The sequence below is a fragment of the Candidatus Mycobacterium methanotrophicum genome, from assembly GCF_023515995.1.
Classification (GTDB): Bacteria; Actinomycetota; Actinomycetes; order Mycobacteriales; family Mycobacteriaceae; genus Mycobacterium; species Mycobacterium methanotrophicum.
Map to the genome: position 1 here is coordinate 2,192,221 of NZ_CP097320.1, position 24,315 is coordinate 2,216,535.

Consider the following 24,315-nt stretch of genomic DNA (forward strand, 5'->3'; position numbering starts at 1 on the left):
TTAGGAGGCGCAGCAGGACAGCTTGGAGACGTCGGTGCTGTAGGACTGGCAGGCGATCTTGATGGCTTCGGCCATGGTCAGGTACGGGGCCCAACTGTTGGCGACCTGCTGCACGGTCATGCCAGCCGCAAGGATGTAGACCCCGGCGGCGGCGAGTTCGCCGGCGTCCTTGGCGACCGCGGTGATCCCGAGGATCCGTTCGGTGTCGGCGTCGGCGAGCACCTTGACGAAGCCGCGGGTGTCGCGGTTGATCAGCGCCCGGGGCACGTAGTGCAGGGGCAGCACACGGCAGTCGCAGCGGATGCCGGCTGCGACTGCCTGTTCCTCGGTCATCCCGACCGCACCCAGCGCGGGGTTGGTGAACGTCACCCGGGGCAGGTGCGTGTAGTCGACCGACCGGTTTGCGCCACTGAAGGCATTGTCGACAACCATCGCGCCGTGGGCGGCCGCGACGTACACGAACTGGCGCTGCGCTGTGACGTCCCCGGCCGCCCAGATCCGCGGGTTCGACGTCGCGAGCTGGTTGGTGACCGCAATCTCCCCCGCCTTCTCGGTCTTGACGTCCACCGCCTCAAGGTTGAGCCCATCGGTGACCGGGGTTCGGCCCAGCGCCACCATCAGCCGCTGGGCGCTGAACTCCTCCCGGCTGCCGGCCACCGACGCGCCCGCGACCACCCGTCCGGTGGCCGGATCGGCCGTCACCGAGTCAACCATCGCTCGGCAGACCACCCGGATGCCCTCGTCGGCGAACACGGTGAGCAGGGACTGGGACGCCTCGGGTTCCTCCCGGGAGGCCAGCCGGGAGCGGACCAGCATGGTGACCTTGCAGCCCAGCCGGGCAAACAGCTGGGCTTGTTCCAAAGCGACATACCCGCCGCCGAGCACCAGCAGCGTCTCGGGAACCTCCTTGAGCTCCATCGCCGTGGTCGAGGTCAGGTAGTCGACCTGGTCGAGTCCGTCGATCGCTGCGATGGTGGGCCTCGAACCGGTCGCGACCAGATAGTGCGCGGCTACGACGAGCCTGCTGTTGCCGTCCTCGGCCCTCACTCGCAGGACCGGAGCGTCCGGGGAGCCGTCGAACAAGGCCTGCCCGTGCAGGAGCCGCCAGCCGTAGTCCTTGGCGATGTCGAGGTACTTCTCCGCGCGCAGCGCTTCAACGAGGGTCCGCTTTCCGTCGACGAGGCCGGGCATGTCCACCGGGTCGGCACTCGTGCTGATTCCGGGGAAGCGGCCGGTGTCGAGGGCGACGTGGCGGGCCTCGGCGGCGGCGATCAGTGCCTTGGAGGGCACGCAGCCGGTGTTCACGCACGTCCCACCTACCGCGCCGCGCTCGATCATCGCCACCGACTTGCCCAGCGCCGAAGCGCGGATCGCGGCGGCAAACGCCGCCCCACCCGATCCGACCACGGCAAGATCGACCTTCGTCTGTTTCACGTGGCCCTCCTCATCCATGTTTCGCGGGCAGTTCGCAGCCTTCTGGCCCGCAACGGCGGCTACCTGGGGAGACCAGGTCCCAAACGGCGAAGACGACCATGACCGCCAGTCCCGCATACAGCACGACCCGTGCCGGCCCGTGAGCCAGGACACCGCTCATGAACGAAACCCACCCGATCAGCACGAGGATCGGACCGATCATCCCCAGGGCGCTGCGGCGCCATTGCCGGTGGGTGAACCACCCCAGTCCGTTGGCCACCAGTACCAGCGCGGCAAACAGCGGCAAAACGTCGATGAATAAGTCTTCCCACTGGGAGAGAAATCCCAGCCCGATGACCGCCCCGATAGCGCCCACCGCCGGGAAACACATGGCGCAAGCCATGGTGGACACGACGGTGCCGACAACACCAACCGTGTCAGTCATGATGCGCACAATCTGTCGCACGTGTCTCACCTGAATCGCTTGGAAAATCCGTTCGTCAGCGTCAGAATGAACCTTCCAGTACAGATGAAGGTCAAGTCCCGAATCAAACGAGAGGTAGGGACGGTGCGGATCGGAGAGTTGGCCGACGCTGTCGGCGCCACCAGCACGACCCTGCGCTTCTACGAGGAGCAGGGTTTGCTCCCCGAAGCCGACCGCACGTCCGCCGGTTACCGGGACTATTCGCCCGACACCGTCACCAGGATCGACTTCATCCACCGAGGCAAGGCCGCCGGGCTCACACTCGCCCAGATCCGTGAGGTTCTGCGTATTCGAGACCGCGGTCAGGCCCCCTGTGAGCACGTCCGCGATCTTCTCGACGCCCGACTCGCCGACGTCGACGAGCAGATCAACAAGCTCGTTGCTCTTCGCGACACGATTGCCCAATTACGCGACCAGGCAGCAACACCCGAGCCCACCGCCTGCACCGCCGAACAGGTCTGCCGATACCTCTAAACCTGTAACATGCGTCCGAGTAGCGAACCCAAAACGCACACGCGCTAGCGTCCGAATTGGTTCTCACTCAGCCCCCGTCATGTTCGACACCCGGAGACGGTTTGAGGGAACCTGGCGCGCCGAGTCCAGCCGTTCGTATGCTGGCAGCGAAGCGCCGAGCTTGGCCCTGCTTTTACACCGGAATCTGGACGCGACCGGCGCGCGAGGCCGACGTCGACGCCGGCGGATACTTCGTGCTGCCGACCGTCGTCACCGATCTGGCACCAGATTCGCCGCTGGCCACTGAGGAACAATTCGGGCCGGTGCTGCCGATTTTCGGCTACCAGGGGATCGACGACGCGGTCGCCCCGGCAAACGCCACCGACTTCGGGCTCACCGCGTCAATCGGGACCGGCGATAACGCGCTGGCCGACCGTGTCGCCGCGCAGCTGGTTGCCGGAACGGTCAGCGTCAACTGTCACGGATGGCCGCGCAGGATCCGCGCCTGCCGTTCGGAGGCGTCGGCCAATCCGGCCTCGGCCGCGAACTCGGTGTGGACGGGGTCCGGGCGTTCACCCAGCCGCGGGCATTCGTGCGGCATCCCGCCCCGCAGTAGTCGGTATACGCCTGTATGAGTCATTTATACTCATCACATGAGTAAGCGTCTGCAGGTTCTCCTCGACGCCGACGAGTGGGAGCAGCTCCAAAAAACCGCACGCAGGCACCGGACAACCGTTTCCGACTGGGTTCGCCGCACGTTGCGCGACGCACAGCAGCGGGAGCCGGGCGGCGACCTGGACGCCAAGTTGCGCGCCGTCCGTACCGCCATGCGTTATGAGTTTCCGGCGCCCGATATAGAGCAGATGCTGGAAGAGACCGAATACGGATACTTGGAGTCGCCAGAAGCTGCACGGTGATCTTCGTCGACACCAACATCCCCATGTACTTGGTGGGCTCCTCAGGCCCACACAAACTGGATGCGCAGCGCCTGCTGGAATCCGCGCTTTCGACCGGCGAACGGCTGGTTACCGACGCCGAGGTATTGCAGGAGATCTGCCATCGCTATGTGGCGATCAACCGGCGCGAGGCGATCCAGCCCGCCTTCGATGCGATCCTCGGCGTGGTGGACGATGTGCTGCCAATCGATCGCACCGACGTCGAGCAAGCAAGGGGCATCCTGTTGGGCTACCAGAATTTGTCGGCCAGAGATGCGCTACACATTGTGGTCGTGGTGCGCCACCAGATCACCAATCTCATGAGCTTCGACCGCGGCTTCGACGTTTATCCCGGAATCACGCGACTGGCCTGACCGCATCTCAGCCCCGGCATTTTCCAATTAAATCAATCATTGCCTAAATAGCGACCGTAGTGTCAGGCTGACAACATGACGGAAGAACGTAACGCCGAAGACTACGTCGACCAGGGGGTGGCGGGTCTTGAGGAGCCCCAGCCGATGTACGCGGCCCTGCGCGAGACCGCCCCGGTGTTCCGCTCACCGCAGCCGGTTGTCCTTAGTGGCCTCGCCGACATCGAAATGGCGCTCCAACACACCGAACTGTTTTCGTCGAACATGGACGCAGTCGATCTGGGTAACCTGCGGCCGCTGATTCCGCTGCAAGTCGATCCGCCCGAGCACGCCAAGTGCCGGCGCATCCTTGATCCGCTGTTCACCCCGCGCGAAATGGCCCGGCGGGAACCGGAAGTCACCAAGCTGGTGAACGAGGTGATCGACGCCTTCGCCGATCGCGGGCAGTGCGACTTTCATGCCGAGTTCGCGGTACCGCTGCCGTGCACCGTTTTCCTGCAGCTGCTCGGGCTGCCGCTGGAAGACCTGGAGACATTCCTGGTGTGGAAGGACGGGGTGATCCGCCCCGAGGGTGGCCCCTTCACCTTCGAAGAACGGCACGCCGCAACGGCACCGGTGGCGCTGATGATTTACGCGTACTTCGATCGCGCCATCGACGACCACATCGCCAACCCCCGCGACGACGTGTTGTCTGCGTTGATCGCCGCGGAATTTAAAGAGGGGGGTGGGGCGCTGTCGCGCGAGGAGTTGCTCGACATCTGCTTCCTTTTCCTCATCGCCGGCCTGGACACGGTGACCGACTCGCTCGACTTCTTCTTCTTCTTCGTCTACCTCGCACGTCACCCCGAGCACCGTCGGCAGCTGATCAAGCAGCCCGACGTCCTGCCCAGTGCGATCGAAGAGTTGTTGCGCTGGGAGACACCGGTGCCCGGCGTCGCTCGGGTGGCCATGGAAGACGTCGAAGTGGCCGGCTGCCCGATCAGCAAGGGCGAACGGGTCAGTCCGTTGCTGGGCGCCGCCAACACCGACCCGGCCGCGTTCCCGGATCCCGACGTCGTGGACTTTCGCCGCAACCCGAACCGGCACCGGGCGTTCGGCGGAGGTCCACACCGCTGCCTGGGATCCCACCTGGACCGCATGGAGCTGCGGGTAGCGCTGCGCGAATTCCACCGGCGCATCACGGATTACGACATTCCGGCCGGCACCCAACTCAGCTATACCGGCGGCCTGCGGTCGGTGGAGTCGCTGCCGTTGACGTTCCCGGTGGCCAGATGACTCGTGTCTGTGTCGATGCGGATCGCTGCGAGGGGCACGGGCGCTGCTACACATTGGCGCCTGACGTCTTCGATGCCGACGAGCTTGGGCACTCGATCGTGCGCATCGAGAACGTCACCGGCGAGCTCGAGGCGCAGGCCGTCGACGCCGAGCAGAACTGCCCCGAAGGCGCGATCACGTTGTCGCGCTGACGGCTCCGGCTCACGCGACCCGATCTTTGCATTCATCGTATAAATAGCATTGACAGCGGCCGAAAACCGACGGTAGTCGTCAGGTGTGGCATCGCTGCCGGACCCAGCTCCTCGTGCGCGGCAGCATGTCCTGATCTCGGTCGACGACCACGTCATCGAACCACCCGAGATGTTCGACGGCCGGCTGCCGTCGCGATCAACGCGCTGCTCGACCGGTTGCCAGATCTGCGATTGGACCCGAACGCCCCGACGCCGCATGTCACGGGTATGGCGTTTCGGTCCCCGGCGGCGCTTCCCGTCGAGTTTAGCTGTCGCTGAAGGAGTCTCGCGTCAGATCGGGAACCAGGGCGTGATGAGCTTTGCGATCTCAATATAGACCGGGATCCCGATTGTGACGTTGTAGGGAAATCGCCGCCGCCGCCATGGGGGCCATCGGATTTCAGAGCGTAGCCTGGTGCGTCGCTTCCGGCTATGAGCGACGACACTCACCCGCTGGGAGAGCGCTGGAAAGCGCGGCGTTACTTTCTGCTGGTGCCGATCAGCGATGGCCGCGCCCCGGGTTCCTTGACACGGTGGGTCGCCGACGCCCACGCCGACGGCGAATAGTGCGTGGTGACTTCCTCGAACCCGTCAATCCGAGAAACGGTGAGCACGCCGGTCTCCTGATTGATCGCCAGCTTGTCGCCCTCGGCTGCGTGAACCTCGTCTCCGTCAAGGAGCCGAATAATGAACACCATGTTGTCGTCTCGTCAGAGCACGCTTGGGGCTGACCCGTTGCCGGACGGGTTCATTGTGGGGCGCCGATCTGAACGGTTCGAAAACGTGCGATGACAACCGAGCGCGAGGTTAACGACTCAGCCCATCCTCAGGCCCACGGACCGCTGCGGTGGGCCTTTGCGGATAGGAGACTCCCGCGGCCTCATAGGTTAGGCTACGTTTACTAATCGGTGACCGAAGTTGGTGTCGACACAAGTCCCGCAGGCGCGGCTCCGCATCTGGTTGCCCGCCAGCAGGCGCGAGCTTTAGGCGACACTGCGTCCGCTGCATCGAGGCTGCGCTCAGTTCGGTGAATTGTCGAGAATCGCGCGCTCACCGCAGTTTCGCCGCAAGGGTCGGGTTAGTTGCCCGTCGCCGGGTGCTTTAGTCGACTTCGGCGTCCGGGGAGCGCTCTAAGTAGTCGGCCAGAATACTGCTCACCAGTGACTCGATGGTCGATTCGATCGACGACGCCAGGGTGGCGGTCACGGACGTGACGGCCTGGGTACGAAACCGGACCAGCATGGTGATCAGTTCGGCGATTTCGGTGTCGGCGGGCAGGGCTTCCCGCGGCTTGATCCGGTCGGCGACGTGTTCAGCCCGGGCGCGCACCAGCATCTCGCTGATCTGATCGGCCAGCGGGATGATGTTCTCGTGCAGGGCGATGAGTTTTTCCATGCTCACGCCGTAGCCGCGTATTTCGTTGAAGGCGTCGATCAGTTTGGGACGGGTGATGGTAGCCTCGGCGCCGTCGACGCGAATGACCTGTAGGCCCACCAGTCGGTTGCCTTGGCGTCGTTGATGAGTCGCTGCGCCTCGGCCAGCGGCACGGTCTGCGACTTCTCAGTGGTACAGGTGCCGACGATCGCGGATTCCAGGCCCAGCCGGGCCACTCCGCCGCCGAAGATATATCCGGACACGCATACGGTTGGCGATGTCCCACTCAAGCCGAGCAGACCGTGAGCAAACGCTGCCTGCTGCACGCGAGACCACATCGACCCCGCCCCCACTTCCGCCGTGCCCGCACTTGCATCGACGGTGACGCTGTTGAGCGCCGAGGTATCGATGAGTACTTGATCGTCGTTGATCGGACTTCCCGCGCCGTGGCCAGTGGCTTGAACAACGACCGAGACCCCAACCGCGCAGCGCTTTCGATAGTGTGTGCCACTTGCTGGGCCGACCGCGGTAGGACGACCGCGCATGGCCGCTGCGGGAAGCTCGAGTTGTCGGGGCTTGTCGCCGTGGCGTATTGGTCGTCGCCGGGTTCGTGCACGGCGTCACCTAACTCGGCACGCAGGGCCCCGGCGACGCCTCTCATCGGGACGCCTGCTTGGGAACGAGTGCCAGGACCGGAATCGTGCGTGTCGTTTTCCGCTGATAGTCGGCGAAGCCCGGAAAGCGCTCGGCTTGAGTCGCGTACTTCGAATCGCGTTCGCTGCCATGTAGTTCGACCGCATGGACATCGATGTGGTCGTCGCCGACTTCGACGCACGCGTCGGGGTGAGCGACGAGGTTCCAATACCAGGCCGGGTTGCGGTCAGCGCCCGCGGCCGACGCGAATACCAAATAGCGGTCGCCGTCGGCCATATACATCATCGGGCTGATGCGTTCCCTGCCGCTGCGCGCTCCCTTGCTGTGCAGCAATAGAACGGGCGCCCCCTCAAACTGTCCGCCGAGTCGACCGTGGTTGGCGCGGAACTCCTCGATGTTGCGACGGTTGAAGTCGTCGTCGGTCACGGTGCCTCCTCGATCGTTCGTTTGCCAGACCGCTGTAACGGAAGTATTCTCCCGCTTATGCCGGAACATTCCCGTTCTAGCACCGTCCGTCAACTCGGAGGAGGGCAAGGACCATGCGGCACTCGACGGTGGCTGCTGGCCCCGGTGGAAACCGGCCTAGCCGCTTGAGGATTCGGCGCATCCTGGCCATTCCACATCACCAACAAATTGTGGCTCTTCTGCCATAGTCGTGGGTCTGTGACCTGGGGTTTTGGGGCGCAACGCCGTGTCCTGCTTACGTTTTGGACTGCAATCGGGTTCAAGACGGAAGGGGTGTACGGCGTTGCGCAAATCCAGGGTATTCGCGACGGTCCTCGGCGGCCAGGACATGGTCATTGACGACGTCATGATCGAGACTGAGACCTCGCGCGGCAAGCGGCCGGTGACCAGTGAGGTGCTGGTGTTTGCGGTGCGGCCCAAAGCAAACCAGGCCAGCCGGTGCTCGCGGTGCCGGAAACGCTGCCCCGGCTATGACGGCGGTGACGGGATCAGACGGTGGCGCACCCTGGATCTGGGGACGACGAAGACCTATCTGCAGGCCGCAGCGCCGCGTGTGGCGTGCCCAGAGCATGGAGTGGTGGTGATGCACGTGCCGTGGGCGCGGCCCGGCGCCCGCCACACCTGGGCGTTTGAGGACACCTGCGCGTGGCTGAGCGCGCACGCCGCCATCAGTGTGGTCGCGGTGTTTTTGCGGGTCGCCTGGCGCACCATCGCCGCGATCGTCGTTCGGGTGGTAGCCGATGGCCGCGACACCAACGACCTGCTCATAGGAGTGACCCGCATCGGCATCGACGAGATTGCTTACCGTAAGGGACATCGCTACTTGACGTGCGTGATTGACCATACGACCGGCAGGCTGGTGTGGGCAGCCGAAGGCCGAAACCAAGACACCCTGGGCCGGTTCTTCGACCAGCTCGGCGCCCAACGTTGCGCAGCGTTGACCCACGTCAGCTGTGATGGGGCGGAATGGATTCACGCCGCGCTGCGAGCACGCGCACCGCAGGCGCTGATCTGCCTGGATCCGTTTCACGTCGTGGCCTGGGCGCTCAAAGCCCTCGACAAGGTCCGCGTCCGCACCACCGCGGCTGCCGGGGCCCGGGATCGCCACGCCATGTGGGCGGTCCGCAAGAATCCTGCCGATCTGTCCGGCGAGCAGCGCACCAGCCTGGCGACCATTCAAGTCACCAACAAGACCTTGTATCGGGCGTATCTTCTCAAAGAGCAACTCCGGGAAGTGTTTCGCGTCAAGGGCCACACCGGGCGCCAGCTGCTGGCCGGCTGGCTGTCCTGGGCCAAGCACTCCCGCATCCCCGAGTTCGTCAAGGTGGCGGCCACCATCGACCGACACCGCCACCTGCTGCTGAACACTCTCGATCATGGCCTGTCCAACGCACGCTCGGAAGCCACCAATACCCATCTGCGGGCATTGACCAAGCGCGCCTACGGGTTTCACAGCCCCGACGCATTGATTGGCATGGCCATGCTCACCCGCGGCGGCCTGTGCCCAGCACTACCCGGCCGAGCAGCATGAAACCAAACCCACGGAAACGTCAGGAGATCCCAAAATCGGTGGCTAATTTGAACAAAAGCCGACACGCGCCGGTCAGGTCTTTCGCACCGCAAGCTGTACAGGGCCGCGGGCAAGCCAGTGCCGTCGGCCCGCCGGGGTGCCCGGCGGCGGGGTCGTAGCGTCAAGGCTAGATACCGCCCGCTCCGCCGACCCCGCCTCCACCACCGTTGAGGCTGCCGGTGAGATCCGTGAGGCTGTTCGTGAGGCTGTTGAGGAGGGACTCGGGATCAAACGCGGCGCCGCCGTCGACCCCGGCAGCACCAGCGGTCCCGGCCGGCTCGGTGGCCGACGCAGCACCGCCCGCCCCGCCGTCCCCGCCGGCACCGTCGGTGGCTTTGCCGAGGAAGCCCAGCACGGTCCCGGTGGCGCCGCCGTCCCCGCCGGCACCACCGGCACCGGCCGCCGCGGTGGCCGACGCAGCACCGCCCGCCCCGCCGTCCCCGCCAACACCGCCGGTGGCTTTGCCGAGGAAGCCCAACACGGTCCCGGCCGCGCCGCCGTCCCCGCCGGCACCACCGGCACCGGCTGCCTCGGTGGCCGACGCAGCACCGCCCGTTCCGCCGTCCCCGCCAACACCGCCGGTGGCGCTGCCGCCGAAGCCGGTGAACTCCGACGCGACGGTGCCGCCGATCCCGCCGGCACCACCGGCACCGGCTGCCTCGGTGGCCGACGCAGCACCACCCGCTCCGCCGGCACCACCGGCACCACCGGTGCCGGTACCGAGGAACAAGCCGAACAAGGTCCCGGCCGCGCCGCCGTTCCCGCCGGCACCACCGGCACCGGCTGCCTCGGTGGCCGACGCGGCACCACCTGCCGCACCGTCACCGCCGGCCCCGCCAGTGCCGGTACCGATGGAGCCGAACACAGACGCGACGGTGCCGCCGTTCCCGCCGGCACCACCGGTCCCGGCTGCCTCGGTGGCCGACGCAGCACCGCCAGCACCGCCCGCCCCGCCGGCCCCGCCAGTGCCGGTACCGATGGAGCCGAACACAGACGCGACGGTGCCGCCGTTCCCGCCGGCACCACCGGTCCCGGCCGCCTCGGTGGCCGACGCAGCACCGCCAGCACCGCCCGCCCCGCCGTCCCCGCCAGTGCCGGTACCGATGGAGCCGAACACAGACGCGGTGGTGCCGCCGTTCCCGCCGGCACCACCGGTCCCGGCCGCCTCGGTGGCCGACGCAGCACCGCCTGCCGCACCGTCCCCGCCGTCACCGCCGTGGCCGGTATCGAGGACGCTGAACGCCGACGCGACGGTGCCGCCGTTCCCGCCGGCACCACCGGTCCCGGCCGCCTCGGTGGCCGACGCAGCACCGCCAGCACCGCCGTCACCGCCGGCACCACTGCGGCCGGTATCGAGGACCCCGAACGCCGACGCGACGGTGCCGCCGTTCCCGCCGGCACCACCGGTCCCGGCCGCCGCGGTGGCCGACGCAGCACCGCCAGCACCACCGTCACCGCCGGCACCACCGGTGAGGTTGCCGCCGAAGTCGAACCGGGATCCGGCGTCACCGCCGGCCCCGCCGGCACCACCGGAACCGGCCGCCTCGGTGGCCGACGCAGCACCGCCAGCACCACCGTCACCGCCGGCACCACCGTGGCCGGTACCGAGGACGCCGAACGCCGACGTGGCTTTGCCGCCGTCCCCGCCGGCACCACCGTTCCCGGCCGCCTCGGTGGCCGACGCAGCACCGCCAGCACCACCGTCCCCACCGTCCCCGCCGTTGCCGTAGAACAGCCCGCTGGTGCCGCCGTCCCCGCCGGCCCCGCCGTCGGCGCCAGCGCCGCCGTCACCGCCATCGCCCCACCAGCCGGCGTCGCCGCCGCTACCGCCTTGACCGGCCGCGTCGGTGGCGCCGTTGCCGCCGTCACCGTAGAGCAACCCGCCGTCTTGACCATCGGCCTGCGCTAGCGTTCCGTCCGGGGTGCCATCAGCGCCGTTGCAGATAAGCCCGCAACTGTCGGCCGCGGCGGGATCGACCTGCGCCGCCCACGTGTTCAGCGAGTTGTCCGCCTGCTGGCTAAACGAACTCCAGTCCTGCTCAAGTCCTTGAAGGAAGGAGGACGACGACGAATCGGCCGTCGACGCCGCAGAGCCGGCGCCCGAAGCTACAGAGCTGCCCGAGAACGCGGCGTCTAAACTGCTGGGGTTGGACAAATCGGCGAGCACGGTGTCCCAGCCGGCGGGGGTGCCCAGATCCCCCAGCAGCCCGCTCAACGCACCGGGATCCAGCATATCGCCCGGGTTGATCGAACTGATTGCCGCGCCGACCGTCACATCCAGGATGTCACCGAGAATATCGGCCTTGGCTGTCGGCGCGCCCGCCAGCGGGTAGAGCCCAAACGTCAAAAAAGCCCCCGCGCCAGCCCCCAGACCCGCCACACGCGCAGAACGGCGCGACCACTTAGCTTTAAGTGATCGACGATTTCGCTTGCTTTGCTTACCGGTCAAGACTGGCCTTCCCGTTCGGAGCTGCTACAACGACTGCTCTCAGCCACCTTACCCATCTGCGAAGACGCCTAAGTGGTTCCCCGACCTCGCCGCTACCGAGCAACGCCTGGCAGCATTCCAGGATTGCTACCACCACGCCGCTGCCGCATGACCCCCGACGAATTAACAGGCAAGACCACCCGCGACCGCCACACCATGTGGGCGGTACGCAAGAATCCTGCCGACCTATTCGGTGAGCAACGCGCCAGCCTTGCGACTATCCAAACCACCAACAAGGCCCTGTATCGAGCGTATCTGCTCAAAGAACAGCTGCGGGAACTGTTTCGGGTCAACGGCGAGGTCGGGCGCCAGCTGCTGGCCGGCTGGTTGTCGTGGGCCAAACACTCCCGCATCCCGGAGTTCGTGAAGGTGGCAGCCACCATTGACCGGCACCGCCAGCTGATCTGCGACACCCTTGATCATGGCTTGTCGAATGCTCGTTCGAGGCCACAAACACTCATCTACGGGCATTGACCAAGCGTGCGTTCGGGTTTCACAGTTCGGATGCTTTGATCAGCATGGCCATGCTCACCCGCGGCGGCCTGTGCCCCGCACTACTCGGCCGAGCATCATGAAATCCCGCCCACGGAAACGTCAGGAGATCCCAAATTGTCGAAAGTTGATCCTCAAGCGGCTAGCGACAAAGGATCGCTAGGGCGGTGCGTCGGGACGCCGTTGAGAACCGGGAGAAAATCCTGCGTACCGCGGCCGAACTGATGGCGCGCCGAGGCACAACGTGCCGCTGACCGAGATCGCCGACGCAGCGGGCGTTGGTGTGGGCACCTTTTATCGGGGCATTCCTAATCGCGCGGCACTGCTCGACGAACTGCAGCGTCGCGGCTATGACCTGCTGCTGGACAGTCTTGCGCGGATCAGAGCTGGCGGACTGACCGGCGCGGACGCTACCGAGGTGTATCTGAACGGATGCTTGAGTTTTGCCGATCAGCTGGTGGCGCTGCCGTTGCGGGGAGTGGAGCAGCTCCGTGACGATGCTGCGGTCACCGCCAAGAACCAGGTTCTCGAGGCGATTGGCGGCTTCTTGGCGGAAGGTCAGGCAGACGGCTCGGTGCATGCCGATGTCACGGCGTTAGATATTGCGGTGTGCGGCACGCGATCGCGACTCCACTGCCCCACACTCCCGACTGGCCGGCCACCGCTCGGCGTCATCTCAGCTTATTCGTCCGCGGACTTCGAGGCCGATGACGGTCGATGACTTTGTGCGTGCGGCATTTTCAGCCAGCTTTACATCCGCTCGCCTGACGAAAGGATCTGTGACATGACTTCATCTGGTGTGGTCGCCGTCGTGGGAGCAACGGGACAACAAGGGGGCGCAACGGCGCGCGCATTGCTAGCTGCCGGAGCATCGGTGCGAGCCCTGGTAAGGGACCCGCAAAAGCCCGTGGCGCAAGAACTGGCAGCGGCCGGCGCGCAGCTGGTGGTCGCTGATCTCGACGATCCGGCAACGATCCGAGCCGCCTTCAACGGGGCATCACGAGTGTTCGCGATGACCACGATGATGTCAGGCCGGGGCACAGCAGGGGAGACCGCCGACGGCATTGCCATCGCTGACGCGGCCAAGGCGACATCGGTCCAGCACCTGGTGTACAGCTCGGTCGCCGGCGCTGACCGACATACTGGCATCCCACACTTCGACAGTAAACGTCGCGTCGAAAATATATCTAGAAGCTTTGTCTACCAGCTATTTTCGTGAGTCCAACGTCCTTTGACGAAAACCTGTTGCGCCAACCGCCGGAATCCGAGGACGGGACAATCGTGGTCCGTCTGCCGCTCGCCGACGGTATCCCGTTGCAAATGGTCGCCGTTGACGACATCGGCGCCGTCGCGGCCGCGGTCATTCTGGACCCGTCACGTGTGCCGGCAGGCGCGGTCGAGATCGCCGGCGATGAACTGACCGGCTCCCAAATCGCCGAGGCGTTCGGAGCACAGGCCGGGCAACCTGCTCGCTACGAAGCGCTCCCGCTGGACGCCGCCGGCGACGACGACCAACGCGCGATGTTCGCCTGGTTCGCGCACCTACCTGCCTACCAAGCTGACCGCGTCCTGACCGGCGAGCTCGATCAGCACGTCCACACCCTCGCACAGTGGCTCGCGAAGCACTGGGCCCACTAAAGGATCTCGTCACACTTCCGCTTCTTGCGCCCATCGTGGCTGGCGCGTGTGCTGTGGCCGGTGCGGCGACCGCGCCGCGGCCAGCGCCGCCGCAAGCCCGCCGTCAGCCGTCGTCTGCGGTGGAGGCTGGCCCTTGCGCAGGGTCGCGATCAGTTCGCGGTACGGGCCGATGAGGTAGGCGGTATCGCCAGCTTGAAGCCGGGCGTCGCGGCGCGGACGCAAACTCACCGGACCTTCCGGTCGAGTGATCGCGATGACGCGCGTCTCGGTAGACAGATCCGCCATTCGCAGTCCATCCAACTGGCTTCCCGCCGCGACGAGCATTCCGCCGACCATGAACGAGCGCTGCCCGACCCAAAACGTTCCCAGCACCTGCAGGCCCATCGCGGCGCCGATGAACCAGGGGGCGGCCAGGTCCACGATCGAGCGCACGTTTTCGAAACCGAATCGCCGATTCACCGCGGTGCTCAGCGCTCGGCCCTGAACGCGCATGACAATGGGCGCCTTAGTGCCGGATCCCAAGATCTCCAGCAGCACAATGCCGGTCTCGATGTTCTTCATGTCGTGGTGGTTCACTACCGCCACTCCGCGGGCGCGATCGACGCGCGCTGATTCCAGCGTCTGACGTATCGTCGGGTCTCCGAAAATCACCGGCACGTCGAGTTCGGCCACCGTGGACAGGAATCGGTTGTTCTCGTCCTGCTCGATGACGACGACGTCGTATCCGGCTGCGGTTAGATCTCGCACCACGCGGATGCCGACGGAGCCCAGTCCGACGACGACGATGTGGTCGCGCATACGGCGCGCCCGTCGGGCTCCGGCCATTTTGACGAAGCGGCGCGACAACAGCAGGTCCGCGAGAAACGCGATGAGGATGGCCGTAATGATCGTACCGCCCCACATCAACCCGACGGCGAACATTCGCAGCCAAGGGGATTCGTGGGCGAAGCTGAAATCGCCATAGCCCACGGTGGTAATCGTCTCGGAGGTGAAGTACAACGCGTCGATCCACGACATTCGCGGGTTGTGACATGCAAAGCGCACGATCGCCGTCGAGCCGAGCGTGAGGAACACCGCGAATGCCAACGAAGCAACAGCCATCGGGTTCAAGTCGTCGCGCATGGCGCGCGCGGCATAGACTGCGCGGCGCACCCGGGAGTGGCGCGAACGCGTCGCGGTCGGCGGAGGCACGGTGATCCCGCGGGCTTCCAATTCGTCCTTGACGCCGATCATCGAGGTCCAGTCGCCGGCGTAGGTTTGGAGATCCCGTCCCGGACATGGCACCACTTCACCGGGGCAAGGTGCATTCTTGCCGCGAACCACCGCGACCGGTGCAAGGTCGGCATAGAGTTCGCGCAGAGTCCCGTCGCACGGCGTCTCGGCTCCCCAGACGACAAATTCGATACCGGCGGCGGCGAAGTGATGCGCGTTACGTGACAGAAGTGCCTCTACGACGGATGGTGCTGCGAGGTCGGCGACGTCCAAGATCGCGCCGGGGCCGTTAACGGCATCCACCGCTTCGTGCAGCACATCGTTGGACAGACGCGCCACCACGCGGACAGTGGGGCTGTATTCTCTGGCCAACAATGCGATTTCGAGATTCACTGCATCGTCGGGCCCAACGCATACGACGGCGCGTGCGCGATGCACCCCGGCGCCGAGGAGATCGGCAGCCGTGGCGATCTGAATGATCCGCGCGCCGGCGCCCCTGAGCTCCTCGGCGATGGTCTTCGCCAGCGCATCGTCACCGCTGACGATGATTTCGCGATGCATGATCTCGCGGGTGTGGCGGGAAAAGGGTTTCGTGCGTCCGGTGACGATCGGCCGTGGCTTTGTGTTGTTCGGCATGACTAGTCCCACCTCTGCTCGTTCATATGACTATCGGTCACCATCGGGGATGATGCCACCGGAGGATAGGAGAACCGAGGTCCCGCAACAGGTTCGACTTGAGCTCGTCACACAGGCGAAATGGCGGTGATGTAGGACAATTCTGCGTCGCTGCGTCGGGTCGCGAACAGGACTATGGCGGGCTAGGGTTCGCCGACAGTCGGCGGCCGACCAAAAGGAGCATCCGGTGTCCGAAAATGCACCAGACGATATCTTCAAACTCGTCAAGGACGAGAAGGTTGAGTATGTCGACGTCCGCTTCTGTGACCTGCCAGGCACTATGCAGCACTTCACAATTCCGATTTACGCCTTCGACCAGAATGTGTTCGAGGAAGGGCTGGCGTTCGACGGCTCCTCGATTCGCGGATTCCAATCGATTCACGAGTCCGACATGCTGCTACTTCCGGATCCGGAAACCGCGACCATCGACCCGTTCCGTGCCGCCAAAACGCTGAACGTGAACTTCTTCGTGCACGACCCCTTTACCCTCGAGGTGTACTCGCGCGACCCGCGCAACGTCGCTCGCAAAGCCGAGAACTACCTGATCAGCTCGGGTGTTGCCGACACCGCGTACTTCGGCCCAGAAGCCGAGTTCTACATCTTCGACTCGGTCAAGTTCGACTCGAACATCAACGGCTCGTTCTACAAGGTCGACGCCACATCAGGGTGGTGGAACACCGGAGAAGAAACCGAGTCCGACGGCAGCCCGAACCGGGGTTACAAGGTCCGCCCCAAGGGCGGCTACTTCCCTATAGCCCCCACCGATCATTACGTCGACCTGCGCGACGAGATGCTGACCAACCTGACCAACGCCGGCTTCGTCCTGGAGAAGGGCCACCACGAGGTGGGCAGCGGCGGGCAGGCCGAGATCAACTACAAGTTCAACACCTTGCTGCACGCGGCCGACGACCATCAGATGTTCAAGTACATCATCAAGCAAACCGCATGGCAGGCCGGCAAAACCGTGACATTCATGCCCAAGCCGCTGTTCGGTGACAACGGCTCTGGTATGCACTGCCACCAGTCGTTGTGGAAAGACGGTGGCCCGCTGATGTACGACGAGACCGGTTACGCCGGTCTGTCCGACACCGCCCGCCACTACATCGGCGGGTTGCTGTATCATGCGCCGTCGCTGCTGGCCTTCACCAACCCGACGGTGAACTCCTACAAGCGCCTGGTCCCCGGTTTCGAGGCCCCGATCAACCTGGTGTACAGCCAGCGCAACCGCTCGGCGTGCGTGCGGATCCCGATCACCGGCAGCAACCCCAAAGCCAAGCGGTTGGAGTTCCGCTGCCCCGACTCGTCGGGCAACCCGTACCTGGCGTTCTCGGCCATGCTGATGGCCGGTCTGGACGGCATCAAGAACAAGATCGAGCCGCCTCCGCCTGTTGACAAGGACCTTTACGAGCTGCCGCCAGAAGAGGCAGCGGAAATCGTGCAGGCCCCCACCCAGCTGTCGGCGGTGATCGACCGATTGGAAGAAGACAGCGAATACCTCACGGAGGGCGGCGTTTTCACGCCGGACCTGGTCGAGAGCTGGATCAACTACAAACGTGACTACGAGATTGCGCCGTACAACCTGCGACTGACCCCGTACGAGTTCGCGCTGTACTACGACGTATAACGCAGCTAACCCGTCGTCAACGAGTGCGTGCCGAGCACGATCGCAAGGGCGAGACGCTCGGCGTCTTCCGTTTCCGGTTCGGCGGTGTAGATCATGATGCGCACGTCGTCGGCGGCGACGATGAGAGTGTCGCAATCCAGCGTGATGTGCCCGACGTCGGGGTGATCGATGACCTTGCGGCGCCCGAAATCCTGGTGCGGCTCGAGAACGCCCGATTCCCAGAGGTTTACGAAGCGTGGGCTCTGCGCCGCGAGGTCGCGGGTCAGCTGTTTCAACCATTGACCGGCGGGATAGCGAGCGGCGGTCAGCCGCAGATCGGCGACCAACGCGCCCTCGAATTCGGCCTGCTGCTCTGCGGTGTGGACGACGCGAATGCCCGGCCCGACAAGATGTCGCCACACGCTGTTGCGTTCGATTCCACGCCAACTCGTCGTCGGACCCATCAGCGCGTCGTACGGCGCGTTCGCGACGATCAGCGTCCAGGTGGCGTCGAAGACAGCGACAGGTGTGTGCGCCGGGCGATCGAGCAGGCGTTGCACGCTCGGCGTAATCCGCGACGATACGACACCGAGGCCGGGGCTTGCATGGCCGGCCAGCCGAAAGAGCAGCTCACGCTCGGCATCGAAGACCCGCAACGCGCGGGCGAGCGCCTCAACGACCTGCACCGACCTGCTCTACTACGCGCACGAAACTGCAACGCCGAGCGCCCGCAGGGATCGACGTCGCGGTGTACGAGCCAGGATTCATGCCGGACACCGGCCTGGGCAGAGAGCACGGCCCCGCTGTACAACGGCTCGGCGGCGTCATTAGAACGAATCCCCGGCGTCTCGTCGCCAACCCGCTCCGGTCCGGCGCTCGGATCGATCGTCCTTGACGAGCGGTGGGTCCATCCGCGAGACCGGAGAGTTCGTCGTTAAGGACAAAGAGCGCGGAGGTGAAGCCGTTCGCCCGGGGTCCGGCGCGCGAGTCACGGCTGTGGGACGCGACGGCCGAACTGCTCAAGTCTGCTTGGTAAGTGAGCGCCCGGCGGCACTAAATTAATAGCAGTCCGCGGAGCGCTGTTGCAGGGCGGCCTGCAGGATCGAACTCGCGGTCAAAAATGCCGGTTTGACTTGGTCGGCGGGCTCAACGGGCAGGTCAGCGGCACGGCGTAACACCATCAGCGCAAGCGCACTTTCGGTTGCGTACGGAATTATCAGTAGGTTGGCGCGAGCGTCTCCGCCCTGCAGCGTCATCACATGCTGGCGCTTATGTTCCCAGCCGGGCCAGTTGAAATCGGGCGGTCGTTGCAACGGTGGCCAATTGACATTGATCGTCGTGATGTCGCCAAGTAGGGGGACGAGCGTCGCAATAAGGCCGGGCAGTTCATTCGTGATGCGGTCTTTGCGCGGCCACCACGCGCCGTCGATATCGCGGCCCAACTGGCGAGATATGCACAGCCGTACAAGATTGTCGGGGCGCCGTCGCCGTAGTGGATACGTCATTGGACTATCACTGTCGGCGCTCAGCGCAGGCGATAATCGGGCCTATGCAATCCACGGGAGTTCCTTCACGGTCCGGTATCGACCGCCCCGCAGACGTGAGGCGACGGAGGAATCACATTGCCCGGCGCTATCACCCGCCTACAACGGGCGACCACGGCTGACAACGAAACAGCTCGTCGCCTAGTTTACGCCACCAGCTTTACACCGGACCGGTTGGGCGACAAGCGAAAGGGCGTTATGCCAGCCCGCTTACGGCTGCATCTGTTGGGCGATGGCCAACTTGTCGACCGTGCCCACCGGGGTGGTCGGTAACATGGGCATCTCGATCAATACGTCCGGCCGCGCATACCGGACCACTCCATGTTGGTTGGGGTAGTCGTTCAATTCGGTCAGCGTCAGCGGTCCGGCTGCGAAAACAACGGCAGCGCAGATCCTTTCACCTAAAAAGGATCGGGCTGCGCTACTACCGCTGCCGACGAGATCGTCGGGTGTGCACGCAGATGCTCCTCGAGGTCGCCCGCGGCGATGGTGTCACCGCCGAGATGGTGGCGCCGCCGGGCCGGTGACCTCCAGGTATCCGTCGCCGTGCAGGCGGACCGGGTCGCCGCTGCGGTAAAAACCTATCCGGAAGTGAAGGTCAACGCGTCAGCATCGCGCGCCCTACTCCAACCCGCGCCGACTTTGCTGGCCGACGAGGCGACCAGCGCGCTGGACACCGAGAAAAGGCGACCGTGGTTGATGCGCTCACCGCCGATCCGCAAGCGCGCACCCGAGTGATCGTCGCCCACTGCTAGCGGCCGGGGACGGTTCGGCGAATCCTGGGGACAACGCCAGGATGCGGCCGATTAGCAAATCCATGCCGGCGAGAAATGGCGATTCCGCAGCAGGTCTGGGGGTATGTTTAGACAACCACTGCTATGGCCAGCACAATGACCCGATGTTCGGGTCCGAATCGAAGGGATGACCATGACCGTGAAATTGCTCGCCTGCGGGGCGCTAGCCGTCGCCGCGATTGGAGCCACAGCCGGCGTTGCTACGTCGACTGGTCCAGTCGTATCGCAGGTGCAACCTGTTGTGTTCGCCGTGCCACTCCCATTAGACTCGCCACCGGCGCCGGATCTGCCGACAGCGGGCGACTTGTCCAGCCTCTGCACCAACCTCACCAATCCCGGCGTGTCGTACCACAGCAAGACCGGTCTGGTCGCAGGCGGGATCAATGACGCCCAGGGGCGCGACGCCGACCACAAGCTGCGAGACGCGTTCCGGGCCGGGAATTTTCCGGAGTCATTCGATGTGACGAACATCCAGCCGGCCGGCCCAAATCAGGCCACCGCCGACGTGGCCATCTCGGGTCCGAAGTTCCCGGCGCCTGTCAGGCAGAATCTCACATTCGTCAATCAAGGTGGCTGGGCGATCTCGCCCCAGTCCGCACAGGCGCTGGTGCAGGCAGCGACGGGCTAGCCGGTCACCGCGCTCACGTCGATCGCGGCGATCCGCCCACCGTGGACCACGAACCCCATGATCGCGGCGGGCCGGTCGGCGACGAAGATCACCGCGCCCGCGGCGCCGTTGACGACGGCGGGGGGGCTTCGCGTTCCGGTGCCGGATAGCCACGGGCCAGCCCGGCCACCGCGGACGCGCCCTGCACCGAGCGCAGCCCGGCCGGTCCCGGACCGAAGTCGCCGCGCAAGCACACCGCGGGCCCCACCCCGTCGGCCAGCATCGCCTGATGTTCGGGATCGAGTTCGCCGACTTTTTCGACGATGGGATCCGGCACCCGGGCGACGAGCTCTTCGCGGGATCGCGCCCGGCGGCTGCGCAAGGTGTTCAGGCAGATCCGCGCCACGACAGTGGTCAGCCAGGCGTCGAGGTTGGGGTTGGCTATCTGCTCGCCATCCCCGCCACTGAGCCGCAGCCACGCCTCCTGCACGGCGTCTTCGGCGTCATCGACCGAGCCCAACATGCGGTAAACCACGGCGCGCAGATGCGGCCGGGCCGCCTGGAAGCGTGCTGCCAGGTCCGCGCTGCCGGTCACCGTCGACCGGCGTCCGGCAGCCCGCACACCTGCCGTCGCTGAAACCAGAGGAGCCGATTCCCAATGCGAAGTTAAAGCGGCCGCGCAGGTTGCCGAGCGTGATGATGAGGGTTAGCGCGACCAGTTGAGCGTTGTCGAAATGTTTCGCAGGCGGTCGAATAGCTCGTCGCTCACCTCGACCGGCGTGCGACTGATCGCGGTGGCGTACTCGAGGATGAGCTTTTCGGCTCGGAGAAGCAGGTGGCGTTGTAGTAGTCGGCGAGAGCCAGCAATTCCGCGACACTTAGGGCTCGCGCCCATAAGTTCGTCGGCGACGGGGTGTGGCTGGGCGACAAACCATGAGCGATGGGTGGGGCTGAAGTGTCCAGTGCTATCAATTCGCGATCATTGCCTCGTGGAGTAGCCCGCCGGCCCGATCACGTTGACCGGGCCGCAGCGGCGCGGACTGCGCCGCCTGGTGCGGGTCGGGCGCACCGAGCAACGCCTGGTCACGCGGGCCAAGATCGTGCTCGCCGCGGCCGAGGGAACCCCGAACGCGGTGATCGCAGCGTCGCTGCGGGTCTGTGAGGAGACCGTGCGCAAATGGCGGCGCCGCTGGTGCGCGGCACCTGGGGCGGCCTCGCTGGGCGATGCGAAACGCTGCGGGCGCCCGCCAGTGTTGCCCTTGAAGATCATCGGCTGACCGTCTCCGGCGCGTCGTCGGGTCTGGACGTGGCCATGCAGGAAAGGCTAGCGCGGCCCGTCGAGGACGCGCGCCATTAGCACCCGTGGGCGGAGCGGCCGGTTGGGTGTGGGGCCGGGAAGCAATTGCTGCCGCTGATCACCGTAAAATAGGCCAAGTTAGAAAGGTGGATTCGGATGGCTAGTGCCGACGAGCGTCGCTTTGAGGTCCTGCACGCGATCGTGGCCGACTTTGTCTCCACCAAGGAGCCGGTCGGGTCGAAGGCGCTGGTGGAGCGCCATAACCTCGGCGTCTCGTCCGCCACGGTCCGCAACGATATGGCCGTGCTGGAGGCCGAGGGATACATCGCCCAGCCGCATACCAGCTCTGGACGGGTGCCGACGGAAAAGGGCTACCGGGAATTCGTCGACCGGCTCGACGATGTGAAGCCGCTCTCAGGGGCCGAGCGACGCGCCATCCAAGGCTTTCTGGAGTCCGGCGTCGACCTGGATGATGTGCTGCGACGCGCGGTTCGGCTGCTGGCGCAACTGACGCGCCAGGTGGCGATCGTGCAGTATCCGACGTTGTCGACGTCGACCGTGCGGCATCTGGAAGTGATCGCGCTGACCCCGGCCAGGTTGCTGATGGTCGTCATCACCGACTCCGGCCGGGTCGACCAACGCATCGTCGAGCTCGGAGATGTCATCGACGACCACCAGCTGTCTCAGCTGCGCGAGATGCTCGGCCAAGCGTTGGAAGGCAAAAGGCTTCCGGCGGCGTCGATCGCGGTCGCCGATCTTGCCGCGCAGCTCGACGGCCGAGGCGGGCAGCCCAAGAGCCTCAGCGACGCTGTCGGACGCTCTGCGACGGTGCTACTGGAGTCCCTTATGGAGCACCGCGAGGAACGGCTGCTACTGGGCGGCACCTCCAACCTGACCCGCAGCACCGCCGACTTCGGCGGCTCGCTGCGGTCGATCCTGGAGGCCCTCGAGGAGCAGGTCGTGGTGCTGCGGCTGTTGGCCGCGCAGCAGGAAGCAGGCAAAGTGACCGTGCGCATCGGGCACGAAACCGAGGCCGAGCAGATGGCCGGCACATCGGTGGTGTCCACCGCCTACGGCACCACCGACGCCGTCTACGGAGGCATGGCTGTGCTCGGGCCCACCAGAATGGACTACCCGGGAACTATCGCTAGTGTCGCTGCGGTTGCTTTGTATATCGGTGAAGTTCTGGGCGCGCGATGAACGCGCACCCGGTGCAGAATTTGTGGATGGCCGTCGAAAGCGGCCTCACATGGTCTAAGGGCTAAGAAAGGTCAGGCGTGGCACGCGACTATTACGCTCTGCTCGGCGTGAGCCAGAACGCGAGCGATGCGGAGATCAAACGCGCCTACCGCAAGCTCGCGCGTGAGCTGCATCCCGACATCAACCCCGACGAGGTCGCGCAGGCGAAATTCAAGGAGATCAGCGTCGCCTACGAGGTGCTTTCCGACCCGGAGAAGCGGCGCATCGTCGACATGGGCGGTGACCCGCTGGCGAACGCGGCATCAGCGGCAAACGGCTTCGGTGGGTTCGGCGGCTTGGGCGACGTGTTCGAGGCGTTCTTCGGTGGGGGCTCAACCTCGCGGGGACCGATCGGAAGAGTCCGGCCGGGTTCGGACTCGTTGCTGCGGATGCGGCTGGATCTCACCGAATGCGCAACCGGCGTCAGTAAGCAGGTCACCGTTGACACCGCGGTGCTGTGCGACCGGTGCCAGGGCCGCGGCACCAACGGCAATTCGGCACCGGTGACCTGCGACACCTGTGGCGGCCAGGGAGAGGTGCAGACCGTCCAACGTTCCCTGCTCGGCCAGGTGATGACATCGCGACCCTGCCCGACCTGCCGTGGCGTCGGCGAAGTCATTCTCGACCCCTGCTACCAGTGCGGCGGCGACGGGCGGGTGCGGGCGCGTCGGGACATCACCGTGAAGATCCCTGCCGGCGTCGGCGACGGCATGCGGGTGCGCCTGACTGCTCAAGGCGAGGTCGGACCCGGGGGAGGACCGGCGGGCGATCTGTACGTCGAGGTGCATGAGCAACCGCACGACATCTTTATGCGCGACGGCGACGATTTGCACTGCACGATCTCGGTGCCGATGGTCGACGCGGCCCTGGGCACCACGGTGACCGTGGATGCGATCCTCGACGGCCTGACCGAGATCACCATCCCGGCGGGAACCCAGCCTGCTTCCGTGACGACCCTGCGCGGCCACGGGATGCCGCACCTGCGTTCCGGCACTCGTGGTGACTTGCATGTCCATGTCGAGGTAGTGGTGCCGGAACGACTTGACCACCGCGAGGCCGAGCTGTTGCGCGAGTTCAAGAGCCATCGTGATCGTGACGTGGCCGAAGTCCGGTCCACGCACGCCGCCGGCGGACTGTTCAGCCGGCTGCGTGAGACGTTTACCGGACGCTAATTGCCCGGCTTGTTCTACATCGACGCGCTGCCCGAGCCCGGTGAGCTGGCCGTCGTCGAGGGCGGTGCGGGCTTTCACGCGGCTACCGTGCGACGCCTCCGCCCCGGCCAGCAACTGGTGCTCGGTGACGGCGTCGGAGGTCTGGCCCGCTGCGTGGTCGACCAGGCCGGCCGCGGCGTTCTGCAGGCCAGGGTGTTTGACCGTTGGCAGGTGCCGCCGGGGCGCCGGCCCGTGAACCCGCCGGCATCCGCGTCCAGATTGACGCTAGCGCGTCTTTTCCGCGGTTTTTTCGCGCTGACGTCGATCTGACGCTGCCAAAACCGCCCGGCG

The 24,315-nt window shown here is 65.5% G+C and carries 25 protein-coding genes and 7 pseudogenes; 19 read left to right on the forward strand and 13 right to left on the reverse strand.

Features of this window, described 5'->3' with window-relative positions; translation table 11 throughout:
* Together merA and merC are read right to left on the reverse strand one after the other, a co-directional pair.
* A complete protein-coding gene (merA, locus tag M5I08_RS11555; RefSeq protein ID WP_219065779.1) occupies nucleotides 1–1,452 on the reverse strand; it encodes a mercury(II) reductase in 1,452 nt (483 codons plus the stop codon).
* Nucleotides 1,445–1,858 (reverse strand): organomercurial transporter MerC, encoded by a 414-nt coding sequence (gene merC, locus M5I08_RS11560; RefSeq protein ID WP_219065780.1) that lies wholly within the window; start codon nucleotides 1,856–1,858, stop codon nucleotides 1,445–1,447. The genes merA and merC overlap by 8 nt, the downstream gene beginning before the upstream one ends.
* Nucleotides 1,859–1,981: 123 nt before the next feature.
* Between merC and M5I08_RS11565 the strand changes: the two genes are divergently transcribed.
* The 7 genes and pseudogenes from M5I08_RS11565 to M5I08_RS11595 form a co-directional block, all read left to right on the forward strand.
* A complete protein-coding gene (locus M5I08_RS11565) occupies nucleotides 1,982–2,371 on the forward strand; it encodes a heavy metal-responsive transcriptional regulator (RefSeq protein WP_219065781.1) in 390 nt (129 codons plus the stop codon).
* 137 nt (nucleotides 2,372–2,508) lie between these two features.
* Nucleotides 2,509–2,985 carry an aldehyde dehydrogenase family protein gene (locus M5I08_RS27285; RefSeq protein ID WP_219065782.1) on the forward strand — a complete coding sequence of 159 codons (477 nt, stop codon included), beginning with the start codon at nucleotides 2,509–2,511 and terminating at the stop codon, nucleotides 2,983–2,985.
* A gap of 18 nt (nucleotides 2,986–3,003) precedes the next feature.
* Nucleotides 3,004–3,267 carry an antitoxin gene (locus M5I08_RS11575; RefSeq protein ID WP_219065783.1) on the forward strand — a complete coding sequence of 88 codons (264 nt, stop codon included), beginning with the start codon at nucleotides 3,004–3,006 and terminating at the stop codon, nucleotides 3,265–3,267.
* The gene (locus tag M5I08_RS11580) at nucleotides 3,264–3,659 is read left to right on the forward strand and encodes a type II toxin-antitoxin system VapC family toxin (RefSeq protein ID WP_219065784.1); all 396 of its coding nucleotides are present in this window, start codon (nucleotides 3,264–3,266) and stop codon (nucleotides 3,657–3,659) included. The genes M5I08_RS11575 and M5I08_RS11580 overlap by 4 nt, the downstream gene beginning before the upstream one ends.
* Nucleotides 3,660–3,734: 75 nt before the next feature.
* Entirely contained in the window at nucleotides 3,735–4,931 is a 1,197-nt protein-coding gene (locus tag M5I08_RS11585) for a cytochrome P450 (protein WP_219065785.1), read from the forward strand.
* On the forward strand, nucleotides 4,928–5,122 hold the full coding sequence (locus M5I08_RS11590) for a ferredoxin (protein ID WP_219065786.1): 195 nt from the start codon (nucleotides 4,928–4,930) through the stop codon (nucleotides 5,120–5,122). The genes M5I08_RS11585 and M5I08_RS11590 overlap by 4 nt, the downstream gene beginning before the upstream one ends.
* Nucleotides 5,123–5,314: 192 nt before the next feature.
* Nucleotides 5,315–5,440: pseudogene (locus tag M5I08_RS11595) on the forward strand (cytochrome P450); the annotation flags it as partial.
* A gap of 200 nt (nucleotides 5,441–5,640) precedes the next feature.
* Here the strand turns inward: M5I08_RS11595 and M5I08_RS11600 are convergent.
* The 4 genes and pseudogenes from M5I08_RS11600 to M5I08_RS11615 all read right to left on the reverse strand — a co-directional run bounded on the left by M5I08_RS11600 (nucleotide 5,641) and on the right by M5I08_RS11615 (nucleotide 7,615).
* Nucleotides 5,641–5,856 (reverse strand): hypothetical protein, encoded by a 216-nt coding sequence (locus M5I08_RS11600; RefSeq protein ID WP_219065920.1) that lies wholly within the window; start codon nucleotides 5,854–5,856, stop codon nucleotides 5,641–5,643.
* A 406-nt stretch (nucleotides 5,857–6,262) separates the two neighbouring features.
* Nucleotides 6,263–6,762: pseudogene (locus tag M5I08_RS11605) on the reverse strand (MerR family transcriptional regulator); the annotation flags it as partial.
* Nucleotides 6,763–6,819: 57 nt separating this feature from the next.
* Nucleotides 6,820–7,080, reverse strand: a pseudogene (locus M5I08_RS11610) (FAD-binding protein); the annotation flags it as partial.
* Between the two features lie 112 nt (nucleotides 7,081–7,192).
* Nucleotides 7,193–7,615 carry a nitroreductase family deazaflavin-dependent oxidoreductase gene (locus M5I08_RS11615; protein ID WP_249763265.1) on the reverse strand — a complete coding sequence of 141 codons (423 nt, stop codon included), beginning with the start codon at nucleotides 7,613–7,615 and terminating at the stop codon, nucleotides 7,193–7,195.
* A gap of 322 nt (nucleotides 7,616–7,937) precedes the next feature.
* On the opposite strand from M5I08_RS11615, the gene M5I08_RS11620 reads away from it, so the two are divergent.
* Nucleotides 7,938–9,185 carry an ISL3 family transposase gene (locus M5I08_RS11620; RefSeq protein WP_219065790.1) on the forward strand — a complete coding sequence of 416 codons (1,248 nt, stop codon included), beginning with the start codon at nucleotides 7,938–7,940 and terminating at the stop codon, nucleotides 9,183–9,185.
* A gap of 166 nt (nucleotides 9,186–9,351) precedes the next feature.
* Here M5I08_RS11620 and M5I08_RS11625 read toward each other — a convergent pair whose 3' ends face one another.
* Nucleotides 9,352–11,571, reverse strand: coding sequence for a PGRS repeat-containing protein (locus M5I08_RS11625; protein ID WP_249763266.1), 2,220 nt, complete (start codon nucleotides 11,569–11,571; stop codon nucleotides 9,352–9,354).
* A gap of 249 nt (nucleotides 11,572–11,820) precedes the next feature.
* Here M5I08_RS11625 and M5I08_RS11630 point away from each other — a divergent pair, with 249 nt between their 5' ends.
* The 4 genes from M5I08_RS11630 to M5I08_RS27295 all read left to right on the forward strand — a co-directional run bounded on the left by M5I08_RS11630 (nucleotide 11,821) and on the right by M5I08_RS27295 (nucleotide 13,842).
* Complete coding sequence (locus tag M5I08_RS11630; RefSeq protein WP_219065792.1) at nucleotides 11,821–12,186, forward strand: transposase; 366 nt, start codon at nucleotides 11,821–11,823, stop codon at nucleotides 12,184–12,186.
* Between the two features lie 262 nt (nucleotides 12,187–12,448).
* Nucleotides 12,449–12,925: a TetR/AcrR family transcriptional regulator gene (locus tag M5I08_RS11635; protein WP_219065793.1), complete on the forward strand. Its 477-nt coding sequence runs from the start codon at nucleotides 12,449–12,451 to the stop codon at nucleotides 12,923–12,925.
* Nucleotides 12,926–12,988: 63 nt separating this feature from the next.
* Nucleotides 12,989–13,423 carry an NmrA family NAD(P)-binding protein gene (locus tag M5I08_RS27290; RefSeq protein ID WP_219065794.1) on the forward strand — a complete coding sequence of 145 codons (435 nt, stop codon included), beginning with the start codon at nucleotides 12,989–12,991 and terminating at the stop codon, nucleotides 13,421–13,423.
* Nucleotides 13,420–13,842 carry an NmrA family NAD(P)-binding protein gene (locus M5I08_RS27295; RefSeq protein ID WP_219065795.1) on the forward strand — a complete coding sequence of 141 codons (423 nt, stop codon included), beginning with the start codon at nucleotides 13,420–13,422 and terminating at the stop codon, nucleotides 13,840–13,842. Before M5I08_RS27290 ends, M5I08_RS27295 begins: the two co-directional genes overlap by 4 nt.
* A gap of 9 nt (nucleotides 13,843–13,851) precedes the next feature.
* Here M5I08_RS27295 and M5I08_RS11645 read toward each other — a convergent pair whose 3' ends face one another.
* Nucleotides 13,852–15,615, reverse strand: a complete 1,764-nt coding sequence (locus M5I08_RS11645) for an NAD-binding protein (RefSeq protein ID WP_219065921.1) — start codon at nucleotides 15,613–15,615, stop codon at nucleotides 13,852–13,854.
* Nucleotides 15,616–15,916: 301 nt separating this feature from the next.
* Between M5I08_RS11645 and glnA the strand changes: the two genes are divergently transcribed.
* Nucleotides 15,917–17,353 (forward strand): type I glutamate--ammonia ligase, encoded by a 1,437-nt coding sequence (glnA, locus tag M5I08_RS11650; protein ID WP_219065796.1) that lies wholly within the window; start codon nucleotides 15,917–15,919, stop codon nucleotides 17,351–17,353.
* A 5-nt stretch (nucleotides 17,354–17,358) separates the two neighbouring features.
* On the opposite strand, the gene M5I08_RS11655 is transcribed toward glnA, so the two are convergent.
* The 3 genes from M5I08_RS11655 to M5I08_RS26185 form a co-directional block, all read right to left on the reverse strand.
* Complete coding sequence (locus M5I08_RS11655) at nucleotides 17,359–18,018, reverse strand: MmyB family transcriptional regulator (RefSeq protein ID WP_219065797.1); 660 nt, start codon at nucleotides 18,016–18,018, stop codon at nucleotides 17,359–17,361.
* Between the two features lie 372 nt (nucleotides 18,019–18,390).
* The gene (locus M5I08_RS11660; RefSeq protein ID WP_219065798.1) at nucleotides 18,391–18,837 is read right to left on the reverse strand and encodes a DUF5994 family protein; all 447 of its coding nucleotides are present in this window, start codon (nucleotides 18,835–18,837) and stop codon (nucleotides 18,391–18,393) included.
* A 249-nt stretch (nucleotides 18,838–19,086) separates the two neighbouring features.
* Entirely contained in the window at nucleotides 19,087–19,221 is a 135-nt protein-coding gene (locus tag M5I08_RS26185; protein WP_255564649.1) for a hypothetical protein, read from the reverse strand.
* Between the two features lie 227 nt (nucleotides 19,222–19,448).
* Between M5I08_RS26185 and M5I08_RS11665 the strand changes: the two are divergent.
* Nucleotides 19,449–19,625: pseudogene (locus M5I08_RS11665) on the forward strand (iron ABC transporter permease); the annotation flags it as partial.
* A gap of 178 nt (nucleotides 19,626–19,803) precedes the next feature.
* A complete protein-coding gene (locus M5I08_RS11670) occupies nucleotides 19,804–20,298 on the forward strand; it encodes an MTB12 family secreted protein (protein WP_370328609.1) in 495 nt (164 codons plus the stop codon).
* On the opposite strand, the pseudogene M5I08_RS11675 reads toward M5I08_RS11670, so the two are convergent.
* Both M5I08_RS11675 and M5I08_RS26780 read right to left on the reverse strand, forming a co-directional pair.
* Nucleotides 20,295–20,872 (reverse strand): annotated as a pseudogene (locus M5I08_RS11675) (sigma factor). The gene M5I08_RS11670 and the pseudogene M5I08_RS11675 sit on opposite strands and share 4 nt — an antisense overlap.
* Nucleotides 20,869–21,147 (reverse strand): annotated as a pseudogene (locus M5I08_RS26780) (carboxymuconolactone decarboxylase family protein); the annotation flags it as partial. The pseudogenes M5I08_RS11675 and M5I08_RS26780, both read right to left, overlap by 4 nt.
* 146 nt (nucleotides 21,148–21,293) lie before the next feature.
* On the opposite strand from M5I08_RS26780, the gene M5I08_RS11680 reads away from it, so the two are divergent.
* The 4 genes and pseudogenes from M5I08_RS11680 to M5I08_RS11695 all read left to right on the forward strand — a co-directional run.
* The gene (locus tag M5I08_RS11680; protein WP_219065800.1) at nucleotides 21,294–21,554 is read left to right on the forward strand and encodes a helix-turn-helix domain-containing protein; all 261 of its coding nucleotides are present in this window, start codon (nucleotides 21,294–21,296) and stop codon (nucleotides 21,552–21,554) included.
* A gap of 176 nt (nucleotides 21,555–21,730) precedes the next feature.
* A complete protein-coding gene (hrcA, locus tag M5I08_RS11685) occupies nucleotides 21,731–22,774 on the forward strand; it encodes a heat-inducible transcriptional repressor HrcA (RefSeq protein ID WP_219065801.1) in 1,044 nt (347 codons plus the stop codon).
* Between the two features lie 77 nt (nucleotides 22,775–22,851).
* Complete coding sequence (dnaJ, locus tag M5I08_RS11690) at nucleotides 22,852–23,985, forward strand: molecular chaperone DnaJ (RefSeq protein WP_219065802.1); 1,134 nt, start codon at nucleotides 22,852–22,854, stop codon at nucleotides 23,983–23,985.
* Nucleotides 23,986–24,219, forward strand: a pseudogene (locus M5I08_RS11695) (RNA methyltransferase PUA domain-containing protein); the annotation flags it as partial. It abuts the gene before it with no gap.
* Between the last annotated feature and the right edge of the window lie 96 nt (nucleotides 24,220–24,315).